At 31.5% G+C, this 14,881-nt stretch carries 19 protein-coding genes and 4 pseudogenes; 22 read left to right on the top strand and 1 reads right to left on the bottom strand.

The window, feature by feature from the left end:
* The 17 genes and pseudogenes from BAQ49_RS33665 to BAQ49_RS18660 form a co-directional block, all read left to right on the top strand.
* Positions 1-78, top strand: a pseudogene (locus tag BAQ49_RS33665) (DUF2004 domain-containing protein); the annotation flags it as partial.
* Positions 79-279: 201 nt separating this feature from the next.
* Positions 280-471, top strand: a pseudogene (locus BAQ49_RS33660) (hypothetical protein).
* 33 nt (positions 472-504) lie between these two features.
* Positions 505-1,215 carry an EndoU domain-containing protein gene (locus BAQ49_RS18735; RefSeq protein WP_084667509.1) on the top strand — a complete coding sequence of 237 codons (711 nt, stop codon included), beginning with the start codon at positions 505-507 and terminating at the stop codon, positions 1,213-1,215.
* Positions 1,216-1,238: 23 nt separating this feature from the next.
* Positions 1,239-1,607: a hypothetical protein gene (locus BAQ49_RS18730; protein WP_025151452.1), complete on the top strand. Its 369-nt coding sequence runs from the start codon at positions 1,239-1,241 to the stop codon at positions 1,605-1,607.
* Between the two features lie 742 nt (positions 1,608-2,349).
* Positions 2,350-2,799 carry an SUKH-3 domain-containing protein gene (locus BAQ49_RS18725; RefSeq protein WP_071746612.1) on the top strand — a complete coding sequence of 150 codons (450 nt, stop codon included), beginning with the start codon at positions 2,350-2,352 and terminating at the stop codon, positions 2,797-2,799.
* A gap of 450 nt (positions 2,800-3,249) precedes the next feature.
* Entirely contained in the window at positions 3,250-3,501 is a 252-nt protein-coding gene (locus BAQ49_RS18720; protein ID WP_244159115.1) for a hypothetical protein, read from the top strand.
* A 252-nt stretch (positions 3,502-3,753) separates the two neighbouring features.
* A complete protein-coding gene (locus BAQ49_RS18715) occupies positions 3,754-4,116 on the top strand; it encodes a YwqJ-related putative deaminase (RefSeq protein ID WP_071746611.1) in 363 nt (120 codons plus the stop codon).
* Positions 4,106-4,513, top strand: coding sequence for a toxin-antitoxin system YwqK family antitoxin (locus BAQ49_RS18710; RefSeq protein ID WP_071746610.1), 408 nt, complete (start codon positions 4,106-4,108; stop codon positions 4,511-4,513). Before BAQ49_RS18715 ends, BAQ49_RS18710 begins: the two co-directional genes overlap by 11 nt.
* Positions 4,514-4,557: 44 nt before the next feature.
* On the top strand, positions 4,558-5,250 hold the full coding sequence (locus tag BAQ49_RS18705) for an endonuclease V (protein ID WP_071746609.1): 693 nt from the start codon (positions 4,558-4,560) through the stop codon (positions 5,248-5,250).
* 232 nt (positions 5,251-5,482) lie between these two features.
* The gene (locus BAQ49_RS18700; protein ID WP_071746608.1) at positions 5,483-5,992 is read left to right on the top strand and encodes a DNA/RNA non-specific endonuclease; all 510 of its coding nucleotides are present in this window, start codon (positions 5,483-5,485) and stop codon (positions 5,990-5,992) included.
* Between the two features lie 11 nt (positions 5,993-6,003).
* Entirely contained in the window at positions 6,004-6,492 is a 489-nt protein-coding gene (locus BAQ49_RS18695; protein WP_071746615.1) for an immunity protein YezG family protein, read from the top strand.
* A 603-nt stretch (positions 6,493-7,095) separates the two neighbouring features.
* Positions 7,096-7,569: an HNH endonuclease gene (locus tag BAQ49_RS18690; protein ID WP_425266548.1), complete on the top strand. Its 474-nt coding sequence runs from the start codon at positions 7,096-7,098 to the stop codon at positions 7,567-7,569.
* Positions 7,570-7,584: 15 nt separating this feature from the next.
* The gene (locus BAQ49_RS18685) at positions 7,585-8,052 is read left to right on the top strand and encodes a DUF6985 domain-containing protein (protein WP_071746607.1); all 468 of its coding nucleotides are present in this window, start codon (positions 7,585-7,587) and stop codon (positions 8,050-8,052) included.
* 470 nt (positions 8,053-8,522) lie between these two features.
* Positions 8,523-8,927, top strand: coding sequence for a hypothetical protein (locus BAQ49_RS18675; protein ID WP_071746606.1), 405 nt, complete (start codon positions 8,523-8,525; stop codon positions 8,925-8,927).
* 347 nt (positions 8,928-9,274) lie between these two features.
* Positions 9,275-9,760 (top strand): annotated as a pseudogene (locus tag BAQ49_RS18670) (T7SS effector LXG polymorphic toxin); the annotation flags it as partial.
* Positions 9,738-10,028 (top strand): hypothetical protein, encoded by a 291-nt coding sequence (locus BAQ49_RS32420; RefSeq protein WP_244159113.1) that lies wholly within the window; start codon positions 9,738-9,740, stop codon positions 10,026-10,028. The pseudogene BAQ49_RS18670 and the gene BAQ49_RS32420, both read left to right, overlap by 23 nt.
* Positions 10,029-10,130: 102 nt before the next feature.
* Positions 10,131-10,583, top strand: coding sequence for a hypothetical protein (locus BAQ49_RS18660; RefSeq protein ID WP_071746605.1), 453 nt, complete (start codon positions 10,131-10,133; stop codon positions 10,581-10,583).
* 351 nt (positions 10,584-10,934) lie between these two features.
* Here the strand turns inward: BAQ49_RS18660 and BAQ49_RS33045 are convergent, their stop codons facing one another.
* Positions 10,935-11,123: a hypothetical protein gene (locus BAQ49_RS33045; RefSeq protein WP_165616061.1), complete on the bottom strand. Its 189-nt coding sequence runs from the start codon at positions 11,121-11,123 to the stop codon at positions 10,935-10,937.
* 116 nt (positions 11,124-11,239) lie between these two features.
* Between BAQ49_RS33045 and BAQ49_RS18655 the strand changes: the two genes are divergently transcribed.
* From BAQ49_RS18655 to BAQ49_RS18635, 5 genes and pseudogenes are all read left to right on the top strand, one after another.
* Entirely contained in the window at positions 11,240-11,692 is a 453-nt protein-coding gene (locus tag BAQ49_RS18655; protein WP_002187037.1) for an SUKH-3 domain-containing protein, read from the top strand.
* Between the two features lie 110 nt (positions 11,693-11,802).
* On the top strand, positions 11,803-12,291 hold the full coding sequence (locus BAQ49_RS18650; RefSeq protein ID WP_071746604.1) for a hypothetical protein: 489 nt from the start codon (positions 11,803-11,805) through the stop codon (positions 12,289-12,291).
* 212 nt (positions 12,292-12,503) lie between these two features.
* A complete protein-coding gene (locus BAQ49_RS18645; RefSeq protein ID WP_070140205.1) occupies positions 12,504-12,944 on the top strand; it encodes an SMI1/KNR4 family protein in 441 nt (146 codons plus the stop codon).
* 18 nt (positions 12,945-12,962) lie between these two features.
* Entirely contained in the window at positions 12,963-13,418 is a 456-nt protein-coding gene (locus BAQ49_RS18640) for an SMI1/KNR4 family protein (RefSeq protein ID WP_071746603.1), read from the top strand.
* 520 nt (positions 13,419-13,938) lie between these two features.
* A pseudogene (locus BAQ49_RS18635) lies at positions 13,939-14,441 on the top strand (ankyrin repeat domain-containing protein).
* Positions 14,442-14,881: the final 440 nt, after the last annotated feature.

Raw genomic sequence — 14,881 nt, 5'->3', positions numbered from 1 at the left:
GTTCCGTATGATTTCCTTCGCGATGGACGTGATGTAGGGGTCTCGTTTGATTGTTCATGGGATGAGGAAAATAGTTAAGGAATTCGTCTTATAAATGAAAAGGTAGATGAAGTAGGTTATCAAGATGTCGCTATTTAAAATAGGGTATTAAAAAGTACAGACCTCATGATGGTTGTACTATCAAAGAGTATTATGTGCAATGATAGAATAGAAAACGAAGTACGAGCTTAGGCGAGATGACATTTTATTAGGTGATCCATATAAATGCATGGAATGTATATTAAACTAAAGAACTCGTACAAACTCGTAAGTTTTAATGTAGTAGTTGTCATGGCATATAAAAGGTGTCACACAATAACTTGAAAACTTACAAATTTATGCTACTTAAAAACAGATGAACTTAAAGCACTTGATTGTCGATTAAAGGCAACAAGTGCTTTTTTAATTGATTGGTATGCTTTAACTTCATAAATAGTTGGTAAGTTGGAAGAAGTAGCGGCATTCATGAATAAGTTGCCGAATAGTATGAAGAATGTCGTGGAGAAGATTAAAAATATTGAGATCCGGGATTTATCCCCTGAACCTTCGGCAGCTGGTGTTGGGAGTGTAGGAGAAAGAAAAACACTTGGAGAGTTATTTTCTGTTGCTAAGAGTGAAACTGAGGGGCAAGCGCAAAATGCGAACCGGTTATCTGGGGAGAAACTTCCTGCAGAGGGGTCAGGTAAAGCTAGTTGGAAATTAGGAAAACCAATGAGTGAACTTACACATACAATTTCACCTGATGCAAAAACACACCTAATTGCTGAAAATAAACCAATTAGTGGTAAAAAGGGAGTTTTAGGAACACATAATTCTGATGAATTTTATAACAAACTAAAGTCTACGGGTAAAGATATCAACAATATGATAGATCCTAAGAATATTGTATATGATAAAGATTTTCCAGGATTACAGACTATAGAATACAAAATACCAAAAGGTGATGGAAAAGAAGGGTTCTTAGATGAATATAAGATCATAAAATCTCCTCAAACAGTTTATGATCCTTCAAAATATAGTAATGAGGAAATGTATCAGTGGGGCTTGGAAGCAATGACAAATGGATATTTAGAAGGGTACTTGATTTGTGGTGAAGCATCAAACGGAATGGAGTTTATGGGGTATTTTAGGAATGGAGAAATTACAAACTTCCACCCAGTAACAAGTTTTGATTAAGATATATCGTTAGGAGAATGTTTATGAACGAGAAAAAGATTATGGATGATGAATGGAATAAGAATTTTATTAGAGGGATTTTTATTAATAAATCAAGAATAGTAAAATGTATAAATGTAATTTTAACAAAAGAAGAAGTTATTTTTGATGATGTTTGTATGATAGCTACTTACGGTACCTATGATGATGGTGATTCTGAAAGATGTGAGATGGATGAGGTTGTATTAAGCATGGAATTTCCCGGTTACCCAGAAGAGATATCATGTTTAAAATATAAAGAGTTTTTTAAAGTAATAGAGTATGGCTTAGAAGAGAAGATTTCAAGATTTGAGGAGTCAGAAAAAGAAGAAATCTTAAGGGAACTTGAAAAAGCAAGGAGTTTAATTGGATAGTTTTTAGTTTAGATTAAAAATATTAAAGTTAGAAATCTCAATGCAAAAGTTTAATTAAGCTAACTACAATATACTAAAAATTGAGTTCAAATGCATAAATACTTTGAATTGAATATTTCTAAATAAACTGGAAAGATTCAAATACTTACTGCATAATTAAGCAGTGAGTAGGGGGAAAGGGGGCAGAATGGTAGATAAAATTAAAAAGTGATTTAAAGTTGATGAAACTAAAAAATAGTTTTAAAATACTCTGCCACTTAATCACCTTTTGCTCTAAATTAAAGATGTAATGAAAAGAAAAAATAGATTTATATTATAACTAAGAATAGAACCAATGTTTCTAATGGAAGAAGCGTTGGTTCTATTTTTATGCGAAAAATTGAAAGGAGTAATAACAATCTATTAAATAATTGAAGATTCTAAGATAAGTCCAATTGAGAATGATAAGTGCCCTAAAACAATTGAAGGCTATGTTGGTGACATTTAAGCTTTCGTAGAATTTTTAGCAACTAAAGAAGTTGATTTTAATGATAAACTACAAAAATTCTACGTAACTACTCAATAATTGTGCAGAGGTTTGGAGCGCAAGAGATGCAATATTGAAAGGCGCAAGATATGATAATTTTATGATTAGAACAGAAAACTTAGCAGGTGGATTTGCTGAACCTTGTGCTAATTGTAGTAGAACGTTTTTAGATTTCTATAATATTGATAATGATAATGATAAATAGGAGGAATGAAAATGGAAATATCAAATAAGACAATAGAAGAATTAAAAAAAGCGGGATGGTACGAGGGGAGAAAAATAGATATATCAGAAAATGTAAAGTTCCTTGAAGAAAGAGGATTTGAAATTTTTGAAAGTGCAAAAAAATTTATGGAGGAGTTTGGAGAATTACGAATCAATGTTGAAAAGATTTGGTCAGATGGATCTAAGAGAATATCTAAACATAACACTTGGATTAAGGAAGTGATAGGTGTGTTAGATAGCTCGTGTTTTGGTTTAGAGGATTATATTGATGAAAAAGTTATTCCTGTAGGTTCATTATATGATTTCGGGCTAAATTTATACATATCAGAATCAGGAAGACTATTCAAATCAACAGGGTGGGTAGGAGATAATGCTTTGGAGGCATTTGATAATATTATTCTTGGAAAAGGAACAGTGATTTGGGATGAATTTGAAGGGTAATAATACTTTTTCAATGCAAAATTATGTCCTAACTTACTGCATAATTGTAATTAAGTAGTGAGTAGGGGCAAAGGAAGCAGAGTGATAGATAAGATTAAAAAGTGATTTTGAGTTGATGAAACTAAAAAAAGTTTTAAAATACCTTGTCACTTAATCATCTTTTGCTCTAAATGAAAGGTGTAATGAAAAGAAGAAATAGATATATATTATAACTAAGAATAGAACCAATGTTTCTAATGGAAGAAGCGTTGGTTCTATTTTTATGCAAAGAAGTTGGAGGATTAATAATAATGTATCTGAATGTAGAAAGAAAAACAGACATGACCATATACAAACGTAAAACTAGTTAGAGAAAATCTGGATTCAAGGCTGCAGCCAGCAGGAGCTTTTGATGCATCTGTAGCAAATAATCAGTGGTTTGAGAAAAAAACAGCACCGTTTTTTGAAAACTTGAATTTGAAGAGTGGTTCGAAGGATTTAGAATTAAAAGAATTTACTAAGGGTACGGGTAAAGGTAGTGCTGGAGTAAGTGAAGTTAAAACATTAGTGGACAAAGAAAAACAGTTTACAAACGGTAGGAAAAATAGGTTGAAACCGAATGTTAGGTATAAAACAGGGGAATACGACTATTTTTATGAAGCAGATAACCTTGGAAGAATTGAAAAATTTGAAACAGATAAGCTACATTTTACTGGCCGATGAATATAAACACATGGAGTGTATATAAAACTAATGAACTCGTACAAATTCGTAAGTTTTAACTTAGTAATTGTCACGACATATAAAAGGTGTCATACTATTACCACAAAACTTACAAATTTAATGCTACTTAAAAATAGATGAAATTAAAGCACTTGATTGTCAATTATGACAACGAGTGTTTTTTTACATTTTAGCGTAGAAATAAGTCGGTACACGTATAATTTTATAAGTATACTAAGGGTACGGGTGAAGGTGAAAAGCGTCAAAGAGGAAAAAACAACTGGGGAATATTACTATGCCATAAATACAATAGATGGAGCAGTTCCAGAGCTAGTGCCTTTACTCCAAAATCGACTCGATAACATGCCAAAAGAAGTATTTGATTCTTATAGTAAACTAAGTAAGGGAGCTGGCTCGCATGCTGAGGTTTTAGCTGTAAATAAAGTGCTAAAGAGGAATCCTAATGCTCGAATAGAAGATTTAACTGTAAATGTTATAAGAACAGGAATTAATAAGAATAAGCCTGGTGGACTTATGTTCAAGTGTTGTCCACATTGTTCATATTTATTGAAGGAATTTGAAGTGATATCGGAGGTTTCTAAATTTGGAAGATAAAATATTAAATGAAGAATACGTTATGAATAATGGCAAGAAGTTTGGAGAGGATTTTGGATATGGAGGAGATGAATACGATTCTTTTATAGTAGAATATGATCAAGATAATAATGAGCATATTTTTACTGGGATCATTTATGATTGTTATGAGAATGGTAATTTAGCAAATTACTATATGGTTAAGGATGGAATTAAGAATGGAGAAATGGTTAATTTTTATCCGAATGGACAAGTTAAAGAAATTAAACATATAGACAATAATACTTTAGAAGGTATACAAAAAGAATTTTATGAAAATGGTGTTATAAAATTAATGGAACATAGAGTTTTAGGTAGATTAGTGAGTTTTAAAAAATATGATGAACAAGGAAAAATAGTAGAAGAAATGAGGAAATAAACAATGAAATCTGATCAAATCTGTGTTAATGAAATGAGTGAAAAATGAGAAAAGAAGAGCTGTTCAAAAAAGAACAAGAAAAATGGATTTCTATGATTTCATTAAAAAATAATTTTCATTTAGCTGATCTTCATTTAGTGGCTGGAATTGATATTGCATATTGGACAGAAGGGAAAAAAGATTATGGAGTTTGTTGTATTGTCGTAATAGACTATATTACAAAACAAATTATAGAAGAAGTAGAATATTCGGGGCAAATAGATGTGCCATATATTTCAGGTTATCTAGCTTTTCGGGAACTTCCTTTAGTAATTGAGGCAGTGAAAAAACTGCAGTATCAACCAGATCTTTATATGTTCGATGGAAATGGCTATCTTCATTATAGGAATATGGGAATCGCAACACATGCTTCATTTTATTTAAATAAACCTACGATAGGTGTTGCGAAAAGTTATCTGAAGATAAAAAATACGGATTTTCAAATGCCTAAAAATGAAAAGGGGAATTTTACTTATATTGAAGTTGATGGAGAAATATATGGAGCGGTATTGAGAACGAGAAAAGATGTAAAACCTATTTTTATTTCATGTGGTAACTGGATAGATTTAGAGACTTCAATAGAAATAACCCTACATTTCGTTGAGAAAAATAGCAGATTACCAATTACAACACGATATGCAGACTTAGCAACCCATGAGAGTAGAAGAAAGCATGTTAATAAAAATGATGATGTTTAGTATATTAGAATGTATGTGAAAGTTGTAAATAGTGCTTATAGTACGTGTTTGTAATAAATTTGTATATGTTTTTTGAACTAGAAGAAGGGAAATTATCTTCTAGTTTTTTGTTTGAATGAAAGGATTTAACTAGGAAACGAAATACTATAATTTCAAGTGGATACGACCATAAGTTTGTTTTTTGTTGTAAGAGTTTAAGATTACAACATAGGGTACGGGTAATCCTCCTAAGATAACGGAAATAAAAGAGGAGGATCTTGGTAAGCATATTATTAAAGGGAAAAATGGAAGGAAAGAACTTGCACCAAACGTGCGCTATATCACTGAGGATGGTTATAAATATACAACAGATGAGCTTGGTAGAATAGTAGATGTTGAGGCAGAAGAACTAATACTTCAAAAAGGAAAACGAAATACAGGAATGCAAGTGGCTGCAGGACGAGAAGATAGGCTGCCTGATGATGATGGGGGTCACTTGATAGGAACACAATTTCACGGATCCGGTGACATTGATAATTTAGTCGCTCAAAATAAACAAATTAATCGCTCGGGTGGAGAATGGTATAATATGGAGAAGGAGTGGGCTAATGCATTAGGTGGAAAGCCTCCTAAAAAAGTGTCAGTAAAAATTGAACCAGTATATACAGGTAATTCACTAAGACCAAGTTATTTTGAGATAGTGTATAAGATCGAAGGGAAAAGGCTAATTAAGAAAACTATTAAAAATCAGTTAGGAGGTTGATTATATTGAGTATGGAAAAAGAAATGAATCAAATATATAGAGAGATTGCTGAAACAGTTAATGAAATGATTCCAGAAGAATGGAGAAAGTTTTGTTTTTACGCTCAAATATCAGAAACAGGTGGAGGAACTTACTTTTTCTATAATACACTCGAGGATGAACAGAGCTATAAGTATAGTTTAGAAATTCCTTATGGATACGAGATTGATAAAGAATACTATAAACTGAGGGATAGAACTTTATTTGAGTTAAGTGATAAACTAAGAAAGGTTTTTAAAGATAATCAACAAGAACTTTGGTACTCTTTTACACTATCTCTTGATAGCAATGGAAAGCTGAAGGTGCATTATGATTATACCAATTGGTTCGATACTGATTATAGTTTTGGTGACCAGTTAGTTATTTGGGAGTATAAATACTTAGGAACAGAACCAGATGATAGTGAAAGTAAGGATTTAATTAGTAGGTATTTAGATGAGTATCCAAATAATCCAATTTAGTTAAATAGAGCAGGATAGGAATACTCAGTTGACCAGAGACAAAGAGGTAAGACTACAGAAAAAGACAGAAAAAAGAATAGACTGTTAAAAAAGTAAGTACTCCATGATGGTTGTACCATCATAGAGTATTACGTGCAATGATAAAATAGAAAAAGAAGTACGAGCTTAAGCGATATGACATTTTACTGGGTGATGAATATAATCACATGGAATGTATATGAAACTAAAGAACACGTACAAGCTCGTAAGTTTTAAAGTAGTAGTTGTCACGACATATAAAAGGTGTCATATCGTTACTATAAAACTTACAAATTTATGCTACTTAAGAACAGATGAACTTAAAGCACTTGATTGTCATTTATGGCAACAAGTGCTTTTTTCATAGATATATTAAGACTCCATAAACAAATAAAGTATAGATTGTATATACGGATTGATAAATGAAATAAAATAAGTCGTGAATATTATATAATTGAAATTAAACTAGCAAAAATTGTGGACAACATATTCCCCTTCATTAAAGGTGTAGAAATATTACCAGATGGAAGCGTAAGTAGATACGGGGGAGCAAATTCTAGGGAAAAGTAAAAGAAGCACAGTGGCATCTCTAAAGCGAGTATTCAGGGTAGAACCTCGAATCTGGAGAGTGGTGGTGTTAAGGGTACGGGTAATAGAGATGCTGATATTCCACCAGCCTTCAAGCAAGAGAAATTTGCTAGTACATATGATTCAAGATTCAAGCAAACACCCGCAGAAACGAATTCAAATGTCGTTTTTGAAGGGGCTAGAGGAAATACTGCTAGAGATTATAATTTTAAGCAAGCAAATGAAAGGTTAGCAGGTCAGCTTAATAATTCACCAGAATTGGCAAACCAATTTGGAATGGAAGCTGGTGGAATTACGGCAAAAGATATAGAAAAATACCGAGTAAAAAATAAATTAACATGGCATGAGTTAAATGATGGAGTTACTATACAACTTGTGCCAACAGAAATAAACGCCAAATTTGGATATCTTGGTGGAGTTGGTGAAATAAACGCAGGAGCTTTTGAACCTGGAGGATTTGCAAATAAATAATAAGGAGATTATAAAATGACAATAAATGATAAAGTTTTTGGAGAACTTGATTATCAGTATACATGGGTAGGATACAGAACCATAAAGTTTTTAGGAAAGGACACGGAGATAGCATTATTAATTGGAGGAGAAGATGATGGTAAATTTGATGAAGGTCAATATGTGGCATACAATTCAATAATGGATAATTGGGAGAAACTCCAACATAACATATTACAACCAATTTTAAATTATTATAAACAAAAAAGGCATGAGCTTGGTTATGATGTTGCATGTAATGAAGACTATCCATCAATTGAAACAGTTGATCAATTAATAGAACATATAACATTAGTAGGTATTTCTGTTCCGTATGATTTCCTTCGCGATGGACGTGATGTAGGGGTCTCGTTTGATTGTTCATGGGATGAGGAAAATGGTTTAGGAATTCGTCTTATAAATGAAAAGGTAGATGAAGTAGGTTATCATGATGTTGCTATTTAAAATAGGGTATTAAAAAGTACAGACCTCATGATGGTTGTACCATCAAAGGGTATTATGTGCAATGATAGAATAGAAAACGAAGTACGAGCTTAGGCGAGATGACATTTTATTAGGCGATCAATATAAATGCATGGAATGTATATTAAACTAAAGAACTCGTACAAACTCGTAAGTTTTAACATAATATTTGTCACAACATATAAAGGCTGTCGAACTGTTACTATAAAACTTACAAATTTAATGTTACTTAAAACAGATGAACTTAAAGCACTTGATTGTCTACTAAAGGCAACGAGTGCTTTTTTGCGTTTAAGGATAGAAATGAGTAGGCGCATTATAATTTTATAACTTGTCAAAGTTGTACAAATATTATATTGGAATTTAGAGAAAAGCATCCTAATATAAAGTTAAATATCTTTACAAATAATACAGTAACTCCATAGAGGAATAGATTTAAGGAGGTTTGTGCTATGAATAATAATGTTGATTATGAAAGTATCAAAGATTCTGTTGTATATAGTTTTGAAGAATATGCAGAAGATGATGGATTTACAGCACTCCAATCTGCAGCAAAAGTATTTGAAGAAGATTGGAGAGAGCTAAACTATAATGATTTTACAAAAACTGCATACTATATTTGTGTTGCAATTGAGTGTTTTAAACTAAAAGAAATACCAGATTTTATATATGGAAAATTAGATTTTTATATCAATAGTATTGAATTTAAAGGTGATGCTAATAAAGAAGATATAGAACAATTATTGCAAGATATAAATAATTGTAGACAGTTAATGAAAAGTAAAGATTATAAGGTTATTGAATCAAGCCTTGATGCAAAATCAAGAATTGAATATATTCTTAGTTTGAAGTCATAATTAAGACAAAATGAAAAATATTAAAATATTACAATTGGAGTTATCCATAATGGTGATCTACTAATTCAACCTAAAACTTCAAAATGAATTTCAGAGGTTCCTATAAAATGGTTTACAGTTAGGAAGAGTATGTAAATAAGGTCTACACTGAATATAAAGAATCTAAAAAAATGAGTAATAAGGAGGCGATTGCAAGAGCTTTTAATGAATATGATATCATGCTCGTTGGTTTAAAGATAAGATTAATAATGAATTAATTTATATAGCTAACTAAAAAGTACTTGATTGTCTATGAAAGGCAACGATTGCTTTTTGTTTTAGCATGAAAAGTGAAAAGAGCGTTATTTTCCAATCTCCAACCCAAGAAATATGAAATAGATAGTCGCATCTCTTATATTTACAACAGCGTAAGTGATTTGATTTCATCGAGTATGCCGAAAAGCCAGTTTGATGAAAAACTGGTTGCAGCCAGCAAAGAACTAGAGGATACGATTCAAAAAGTACAGCAATTTGAAAGCAAAAAAGAAAAAAGCAATGCGGAAAACACTCTTGATACCCTAAACAAACAAGTTCAAATTGCAGGGAAGATGGGTAGTTTATCTCATACTGATCCGCAACTGCAAGCCTTCTTTGCGCTAGATGAGTTGGCAAAAGGCATTCATGAAATGGATACACAAATCACGAAAGCGGAAAAAGAAGCGCAACTTAAAGCTGAAAGAGAAATGAAGAAAAAGCAAGAGGAATGGGCGAAAAATCATCCACTGGAGGCTTGGCTTCAAAACTTTTCCAATAGTGCTGGTGAGAAATGGGATGTATCGAGAAAAGGTACAAAATGTTAGGAAGGATTATCTTGAAGCATCTAAACAATTAGAAATTGATATTAAAAGAATGACTTCGGAAGGATTTTCTAAAGAAGACATAGCAAAACATGTTGTTGATGCACGTAATCAACAGAAAATTACAGCTAGAGCAGACATGACAGCAGAAGAAAGAGCAGGACTAGAAGCGAGGGATATAGAAAAATATGACAATCCAATAGGTCCAGATTCACAATGGTTATTTAGTAAAACTAAGAAGAAATTAATTAAAGAAGGCACATAAATAAATGACGACGGAATTTGGAGTAGTATTATTAAAAAATTCATGAAAAAAGATGATGTAATAAATACACTATTAGGGTTAATTCATTAGGAGGAGTTAGTTATGATATTTTTAGATAATTATTCTAAAAAGAACACATATATTAATATAACACCAGAAGGATATTCACTAGTTGATGCAAATAGTATAAATGATATAGAAAATGGAGAAGGTGGATTTAGTGAAGATGGTGAGCTATTAGGGCTATATATTGACGATGGTAAATTATATTTCCAATATAATGATAAAAGGTATGAAACTAAGCCAGATGAGATAAATTGCACAAATGAAATACTGGATGATGGTAAGCGTAATTTCAGAATGAAAATAAAGGAAGTCCTTGTCTGTAATATTATATACAAACCATATATAAGTCCATTCGTTTTAACCTTCGGAGATGATGAAGATGAATTTGATTTTTTACTTTATTTAAGTAATTTAATGGCAGATGAAAATTCTATTAAAAATTTTATTAAGGGCATAAATAATTTAAAGCAATATTATTCTAATATCTAAGAGAGAGAAATTCTATTTTATAAATAGTTTTTTACTGCAAAATTAAGTAGTACCTAGATGCATAAACTAATAAAATTAATAAATGGTATAAAAACTAGGAGAATACTATATATAAATGAATTCATAATTGTAATAATGCAGTGAAAAGATTAAATGAATCAGTTGAAATTTAAGTAGGCGGATTTATTATTTTTTTAGTAGTTAACATATGCTATAAATATGGACAGTTTCATAAAAGAGTTTTTAAGAATATGAATAAAAAATGACTTTGGATTATTGTTCCAAAGTCACTTTTACATTTATGCAATTGAGAAATGACTAGTTAAAAGTTATTAGATTATAACTCCAATTTCAGAATGCTAACAGATAAAAAATTGGCATAGAAATCATATGAGATTTAACGATTGATAGATATAAAACTGGAAATATCATCGGCATGAAAGAAACAATTGCTGTTCCTATGTCCAAATGACAGAGCGCTTCAAAGACAAAATCACTATGAATGATATCTTCATTTCCAACAATGTGTTTAACGGCCATTATGATAATTTTATGATTAGAACGGAAAACCTACAAGGTGGTTTTGCTGAACCTTGTGATAATTGTAGTAGAACGTTTTTTGATTTCTATAACATTGATTACTAGGAGGAATGAAAATGGAAATATCAAATAAGACAATAAAAGAATTAAAAAAAGCGGGATGGTATGAGGGTAGAAAAATAGATATATCAGAAAATGTAAAGTTTCTGGAAGAAAGGGGATTTGAGGTTTTTGAAAGTGCCAAAAAATTTATGGAGGAGTTTGGAGAATTACGATTCAATGTTGAAAGGGTTTGGCCAGATGGGGTTACTAAGGACATATCTAAACATACTACTTGCATTAAGAAAGTGATAGGTGTGTTAGATAGTTCGTGTTTTGGTTTAGAAGATTATATTGATGATAAAGTTATTCCTGTAGGTTCACTATATGATTTCGGGCTAAATTTATACATATCGGAATCAGGAAGAATATTTAAAGCAACAGGTTGGGCAGGAGATACTGTTTTAGAGGCATTTGATAATATTATTCTTGAAAAAGGAGCAATGATTTGGGGTAAATTTAAAGGGTAATAATGTTTTTCAATGCAAAATTATGTCCTAACCTACTGCATAATTGTAATGAAGCAGTGCGTAGGTGGAGGAGCAACAATAGACTTATGGGAAAGGTGGTTTAATAAATTATGAAGTATGGAATTCATACTAAATTAGTTGAAGAAGTTATTCGATTTGCAAATTCTATGCAAGATATTCAAAAGACAGTGGTCCCTGAAGATGGTGCTATTATTAATGATTTTATTGAGGCGAAAAAATTTGCTTTTTATGAGATTTTTGGTGAAGATGAATACACATGGTCAGATATTAGGCAAATTGAAATGGGGAAAGTTAAGGGGAAATTGTATAAACTAGACCCTAGTCAAAAACCTAATGGTTTAGAGGAAGTGACAGAAGAAATTGCTAATGGACTCAGAAACCAAATTCCGGACTCGTATAGTGATTTTTTTGAGAATGTTGTGGTAGATTTAAGAAATTGTGCGATAAATCGCGCGATAAATGGTCAAAGTGAAAATTTTTACGAACAAATTTTCAATATTTACAAAGCTGGTGGTTTTCCTTGTGGCTGGAAAGGCGATTATCCAGACAACGGAAAAATAATTGCTTATTTTGTATAAATTTGTTATCTAAAGTAGCTTTGTTAAAAATACAGATATTTATAAAATACTAAATTAATAAACTTAAAGTACTTGTTTCCTACGAGCAACAAGTGCTTTTTTAATTGATTGGTATGCTTTAACTTCATAAATAGTTGGTAAGTTGGAGGGGATAATGGAAGAAATGGTAAAATAAAGAGAGACATAGCAAATCGAGTTAGGGAGTTGTTTTCATGAGAAGAATAACATGGGAGCATACACATGACCCTATTACCGAGCAGATAATTTCAAAAGTTGAAGAGAAGTTTAATGTGATTTTTCCTCAAGATTACAAAATTTGTGTAATGAAATATAACGGTGGTCATCCAGTACCGAATATATTTTTCTTTGAAGATGGAGGAGAAGGAGTTTTTGATTGCCTACTAAGCTACACGAATGAATATATTAGCATAACAGTTACTTATGATATTATCACACCATACATCCCAAAGGGAATAATACCCTTTGCTACGGATCCATTCGGTAATAAAATATGTTTTGATTTTAGAAATGATAAACACTCACCAACAATAGTTTTTTATGATAGCGATGAGTGTGATGAACAAGCAATTGAATATATTTGCAGTACTTTTACAAATTTAATAGATTCGTTGCATTTTAGTGAAAACGAATGAGTCGGAGGTCGATGAATTATGAATCTTAATTTTGAATATACTTTCAAACAAATTAAAGCCGAAGATATAGAAATCTTTGAAAGACTTAATGGATTAGAACTACCAGAGGACTATAAGAGTTTCTTATTAAGAGATAATGGTGGTAAATCTAATAGAAGAAGATTTACTACGAAAGATGATGTAGTTACGTCATCAATTATGATGTTTTTTCCACTATCAGAGGAAACAGAAAATAATCTACAAAATTCTTTAAATTATTATATTAAGGGAAAAAAATTGCCTTCTAGACTTATTCCAATAGGAAAAGATCCAGCTGATAACATTATATGTATGTCAATCCATGGTAGCGATATAAGTAGTGTTTATCACTGTCATACCTATCAGATAAAAAATGAAGCGGAATTAGAAGCAAAGTTTATTAGGGAAATAGCTTCTAGTTTTACGGAATTTATTAATAAACTTTCTGAGAAATAGAATTGTATTGTCAGAGGGCGAATTTGTAAAATACCCACATTAGGTACCGTTGGTTTAGTAGGTAGAAAAAGAGCAGTGACGGATTGTATAATCCATTATTTGAATGAAAGTTAAACAACGTTATCGAATGAACCCATCACTCAACCAATAACACATATAACCTCTTTGTAAAGTACAGAAAAAATAGACCGGACTTATATCATGACAACAAGAACATACAATCAACAAATCAAACCCTTTATAATTTGATAAACACGCTTGCTAAGCTTTCAAAGGCTCATTCCAACTGAACGATGAGGAGGAAGTAGCTTTTTTTCATGACTAAAAACAAAGGAGGGAAATTTAACTTGGGCACCAAATGCTGTAATAGGACAACACAGTTTTGATGCTTTGGAGGAAGTAGTGAGTTGGTTAAGAGTTGTTGAAGCAATAGACGGTGACTTTGATGATATTGTTGAAACTCTTAAAGATTTAGGAGACATAGCTAGTACAAGATAGTAGAGATACAGGAGGTAATGTTATGGATGAAAAAAGTTTAAATAAAGCAATAAGGAATGCAATTAAAATTGGTGATATTAATGAAGTAAAACAATTAATAGGTAATGATAAATAAATTTTGAACACAATGACTACATTTGGAACATGGTTACATGTAGCTGCCAAGAAAGGACACCTTGAAATGGTTGAGTATCTAATTAATAAAGGTATAGATATTGATGCTAGAGGTGGTACATTTGATGCTTCTGCATTAAATTTGGCAGCAGGAGCGGGGCATTTGGAGATAGTAAAGTATTTAATTGAGGCTGGTGCAGAATTAGATGTGAGCTTAGCAAAAAGAAATCCATTATTGGGTGCGATTTATGGTGGACATAAAGAAGTAGCTGAGTTTCTAGTTGAAAAAGGAATAGATATTTCAATTAGATACACTGGAGAAAATATTAGAATATGAATGCTTATGAATATGCTAGAGAATTTGGGCAAACAGAAATTGCTGAATACGTTAATAAGATAATACCAGACTGATAGTGCTTCCATTTGAAACAATTTTTCTTTTCCATACCGATCACACACCTTTTTAGAGTAATAGTATCCAGTATGTCCAAGATTTTGAAATTACTTGTAATTACCTTGAAGTTTTTGCACCAGAACCGTATTTGGAACACTCTATATCGTAAGGGTTATATTCTTTGGGGAGGTTGTAACTACTGAATTATGATCTTCCTTTTTCTATTTCATTTATTTGTTAATGTTTATATTATCGCTTCTTCTTTTGATGTGTCATTTAAGACACGTGTGTATATAATAAGGGGCAAAGAAAGAAGCTCGCTTGGTCTAAGATTTAATATAATTTTAAAATTATATTATCCGTAAGGATAGTTAAAAACCAAGGAGATGATTTTATGGGAGGAGCTATTAAAGTCACACCCGAACAACTAAAATCTCAGGCGAAAATTTATCAAACT

This window comes from Bacillus proteolyticus, from assembly GCF_001884065.1.
Taxonomy (GTDB): Bacteria; Bacillota; Bacilli; order Bacillales; family Bacillaceae_G; genus Bacillus_A; species Bacillus_A proteolyticus.
The sequence above is the reverse complement of the archived record's forward strand: the minus strand, read 5'-3'. Positions and strand labels throughout refer to the sequence as shown.

What these genes read in the sequence shown, in the direction of transcription:
- BAQ49_RS18735 (WP_084667509.1), top strand. Translation starts at nt 505, where the DNA reads ATGAATAAGTTGCCGAATAGTATGAAGAATGTCGTGGAGAAGATTAAA.
- BAQ49_RS18730 (WP_025151452.1), top strand. Translation starts at nt 1,239, where the DNA reads ATGAACGAGAAAAAGATTATGGATGATGAATGGAATAAGAATTTTATT.
- BAQ49_RS18725 (WP_071746612.1), top strand. Translation starts at nt 2,350, where the DNA reads ATGGAAATATCAAATAAGACAATAGAAGAATTAAAAAAAGCGGGATGG.
- BAQ49_RS18705 (WP_071746609.1), top strand. Translation starts at nt 4,558, where the DNA reads ATGAGAAAAGAAGAGCTGTTCAAAAAAGAACAAGAAAAATGGATTTCT.
- BAQ49_RS18695 (WP_071746615.1), top strand. Translation starts at nt 6,004, where the DNA reads ATGGAAAAAGAAATGAATCAAATATATAGAGAGATTGCTGAAACAGTT.
- BAQ49_RS18685 (WP_071746607.1), top strand. Translation starts at nt 7,585, where the DNA reads ATGACAATAAATGATAAAGTTTTTGGAGAACTTGATTATCAGTATACA.
- BAQ49_RS18675 (WP_071746606.1), top strand. Translation starts at nt 8,523, where the DNA reads ATGAATAATAATGTTGATTATGAAAGTATCAAAGATTCTGTTGTATAT.
- BAQ49_RS32420 (WP_244159113.1), top strand. Translation starts at nt 9,738, where the DNA reads ATGTATCGAGAAAAGGTACAAAATGTTAGGAAGGATTATCTTGAAGCA.
- BAQ49_RS18660 (WP_071746605.1), top strand. Translation starts at nt 10,131, where the DNA reads ATGATATTTTTAGATAATTATTCTAAAAAGAACACATATATTAATATA.
- BAQ49_RS33045 (WP_165616061.1), bottom strand. Translation starts at nt 11,123, where the DNA reads ATGGCCGTTAAACACATTGTTGGAAATGAAGATATCATTCATAGTGAT.
- BAQ49_RS18655 (WP_002187037.1), top strand. Translation starts at nt 11,240, where the DNA reads ATGGAAATATCAAATAAGACAATAAAAGAATTAAAAAAAGCGGGATGG.
- BAQ49_RS18650 (WP_071746604.1), top strand. Translation starts at nt 11,803, where the DNA reads ATGAAGTATGGAATTCATACTAAATTAGTTGAAGAAGTTATTCGATTT.
- BAQ49_RS18645 (WP_070140205.1), top strand. Translation starts at nt 12,504, where the DNA reads ATGAGAAGAATAACATGGGAGCATACACATGACCCTATTACCGAGCAG.
- BAQ49_RS18640 (WP_071746603.1), top strand. Translation starts at nt 12,963, where the DNA reads ATGAATCTTAATTTTGAATATACTTTCAAACAAATTAAAGCCGAAGAT.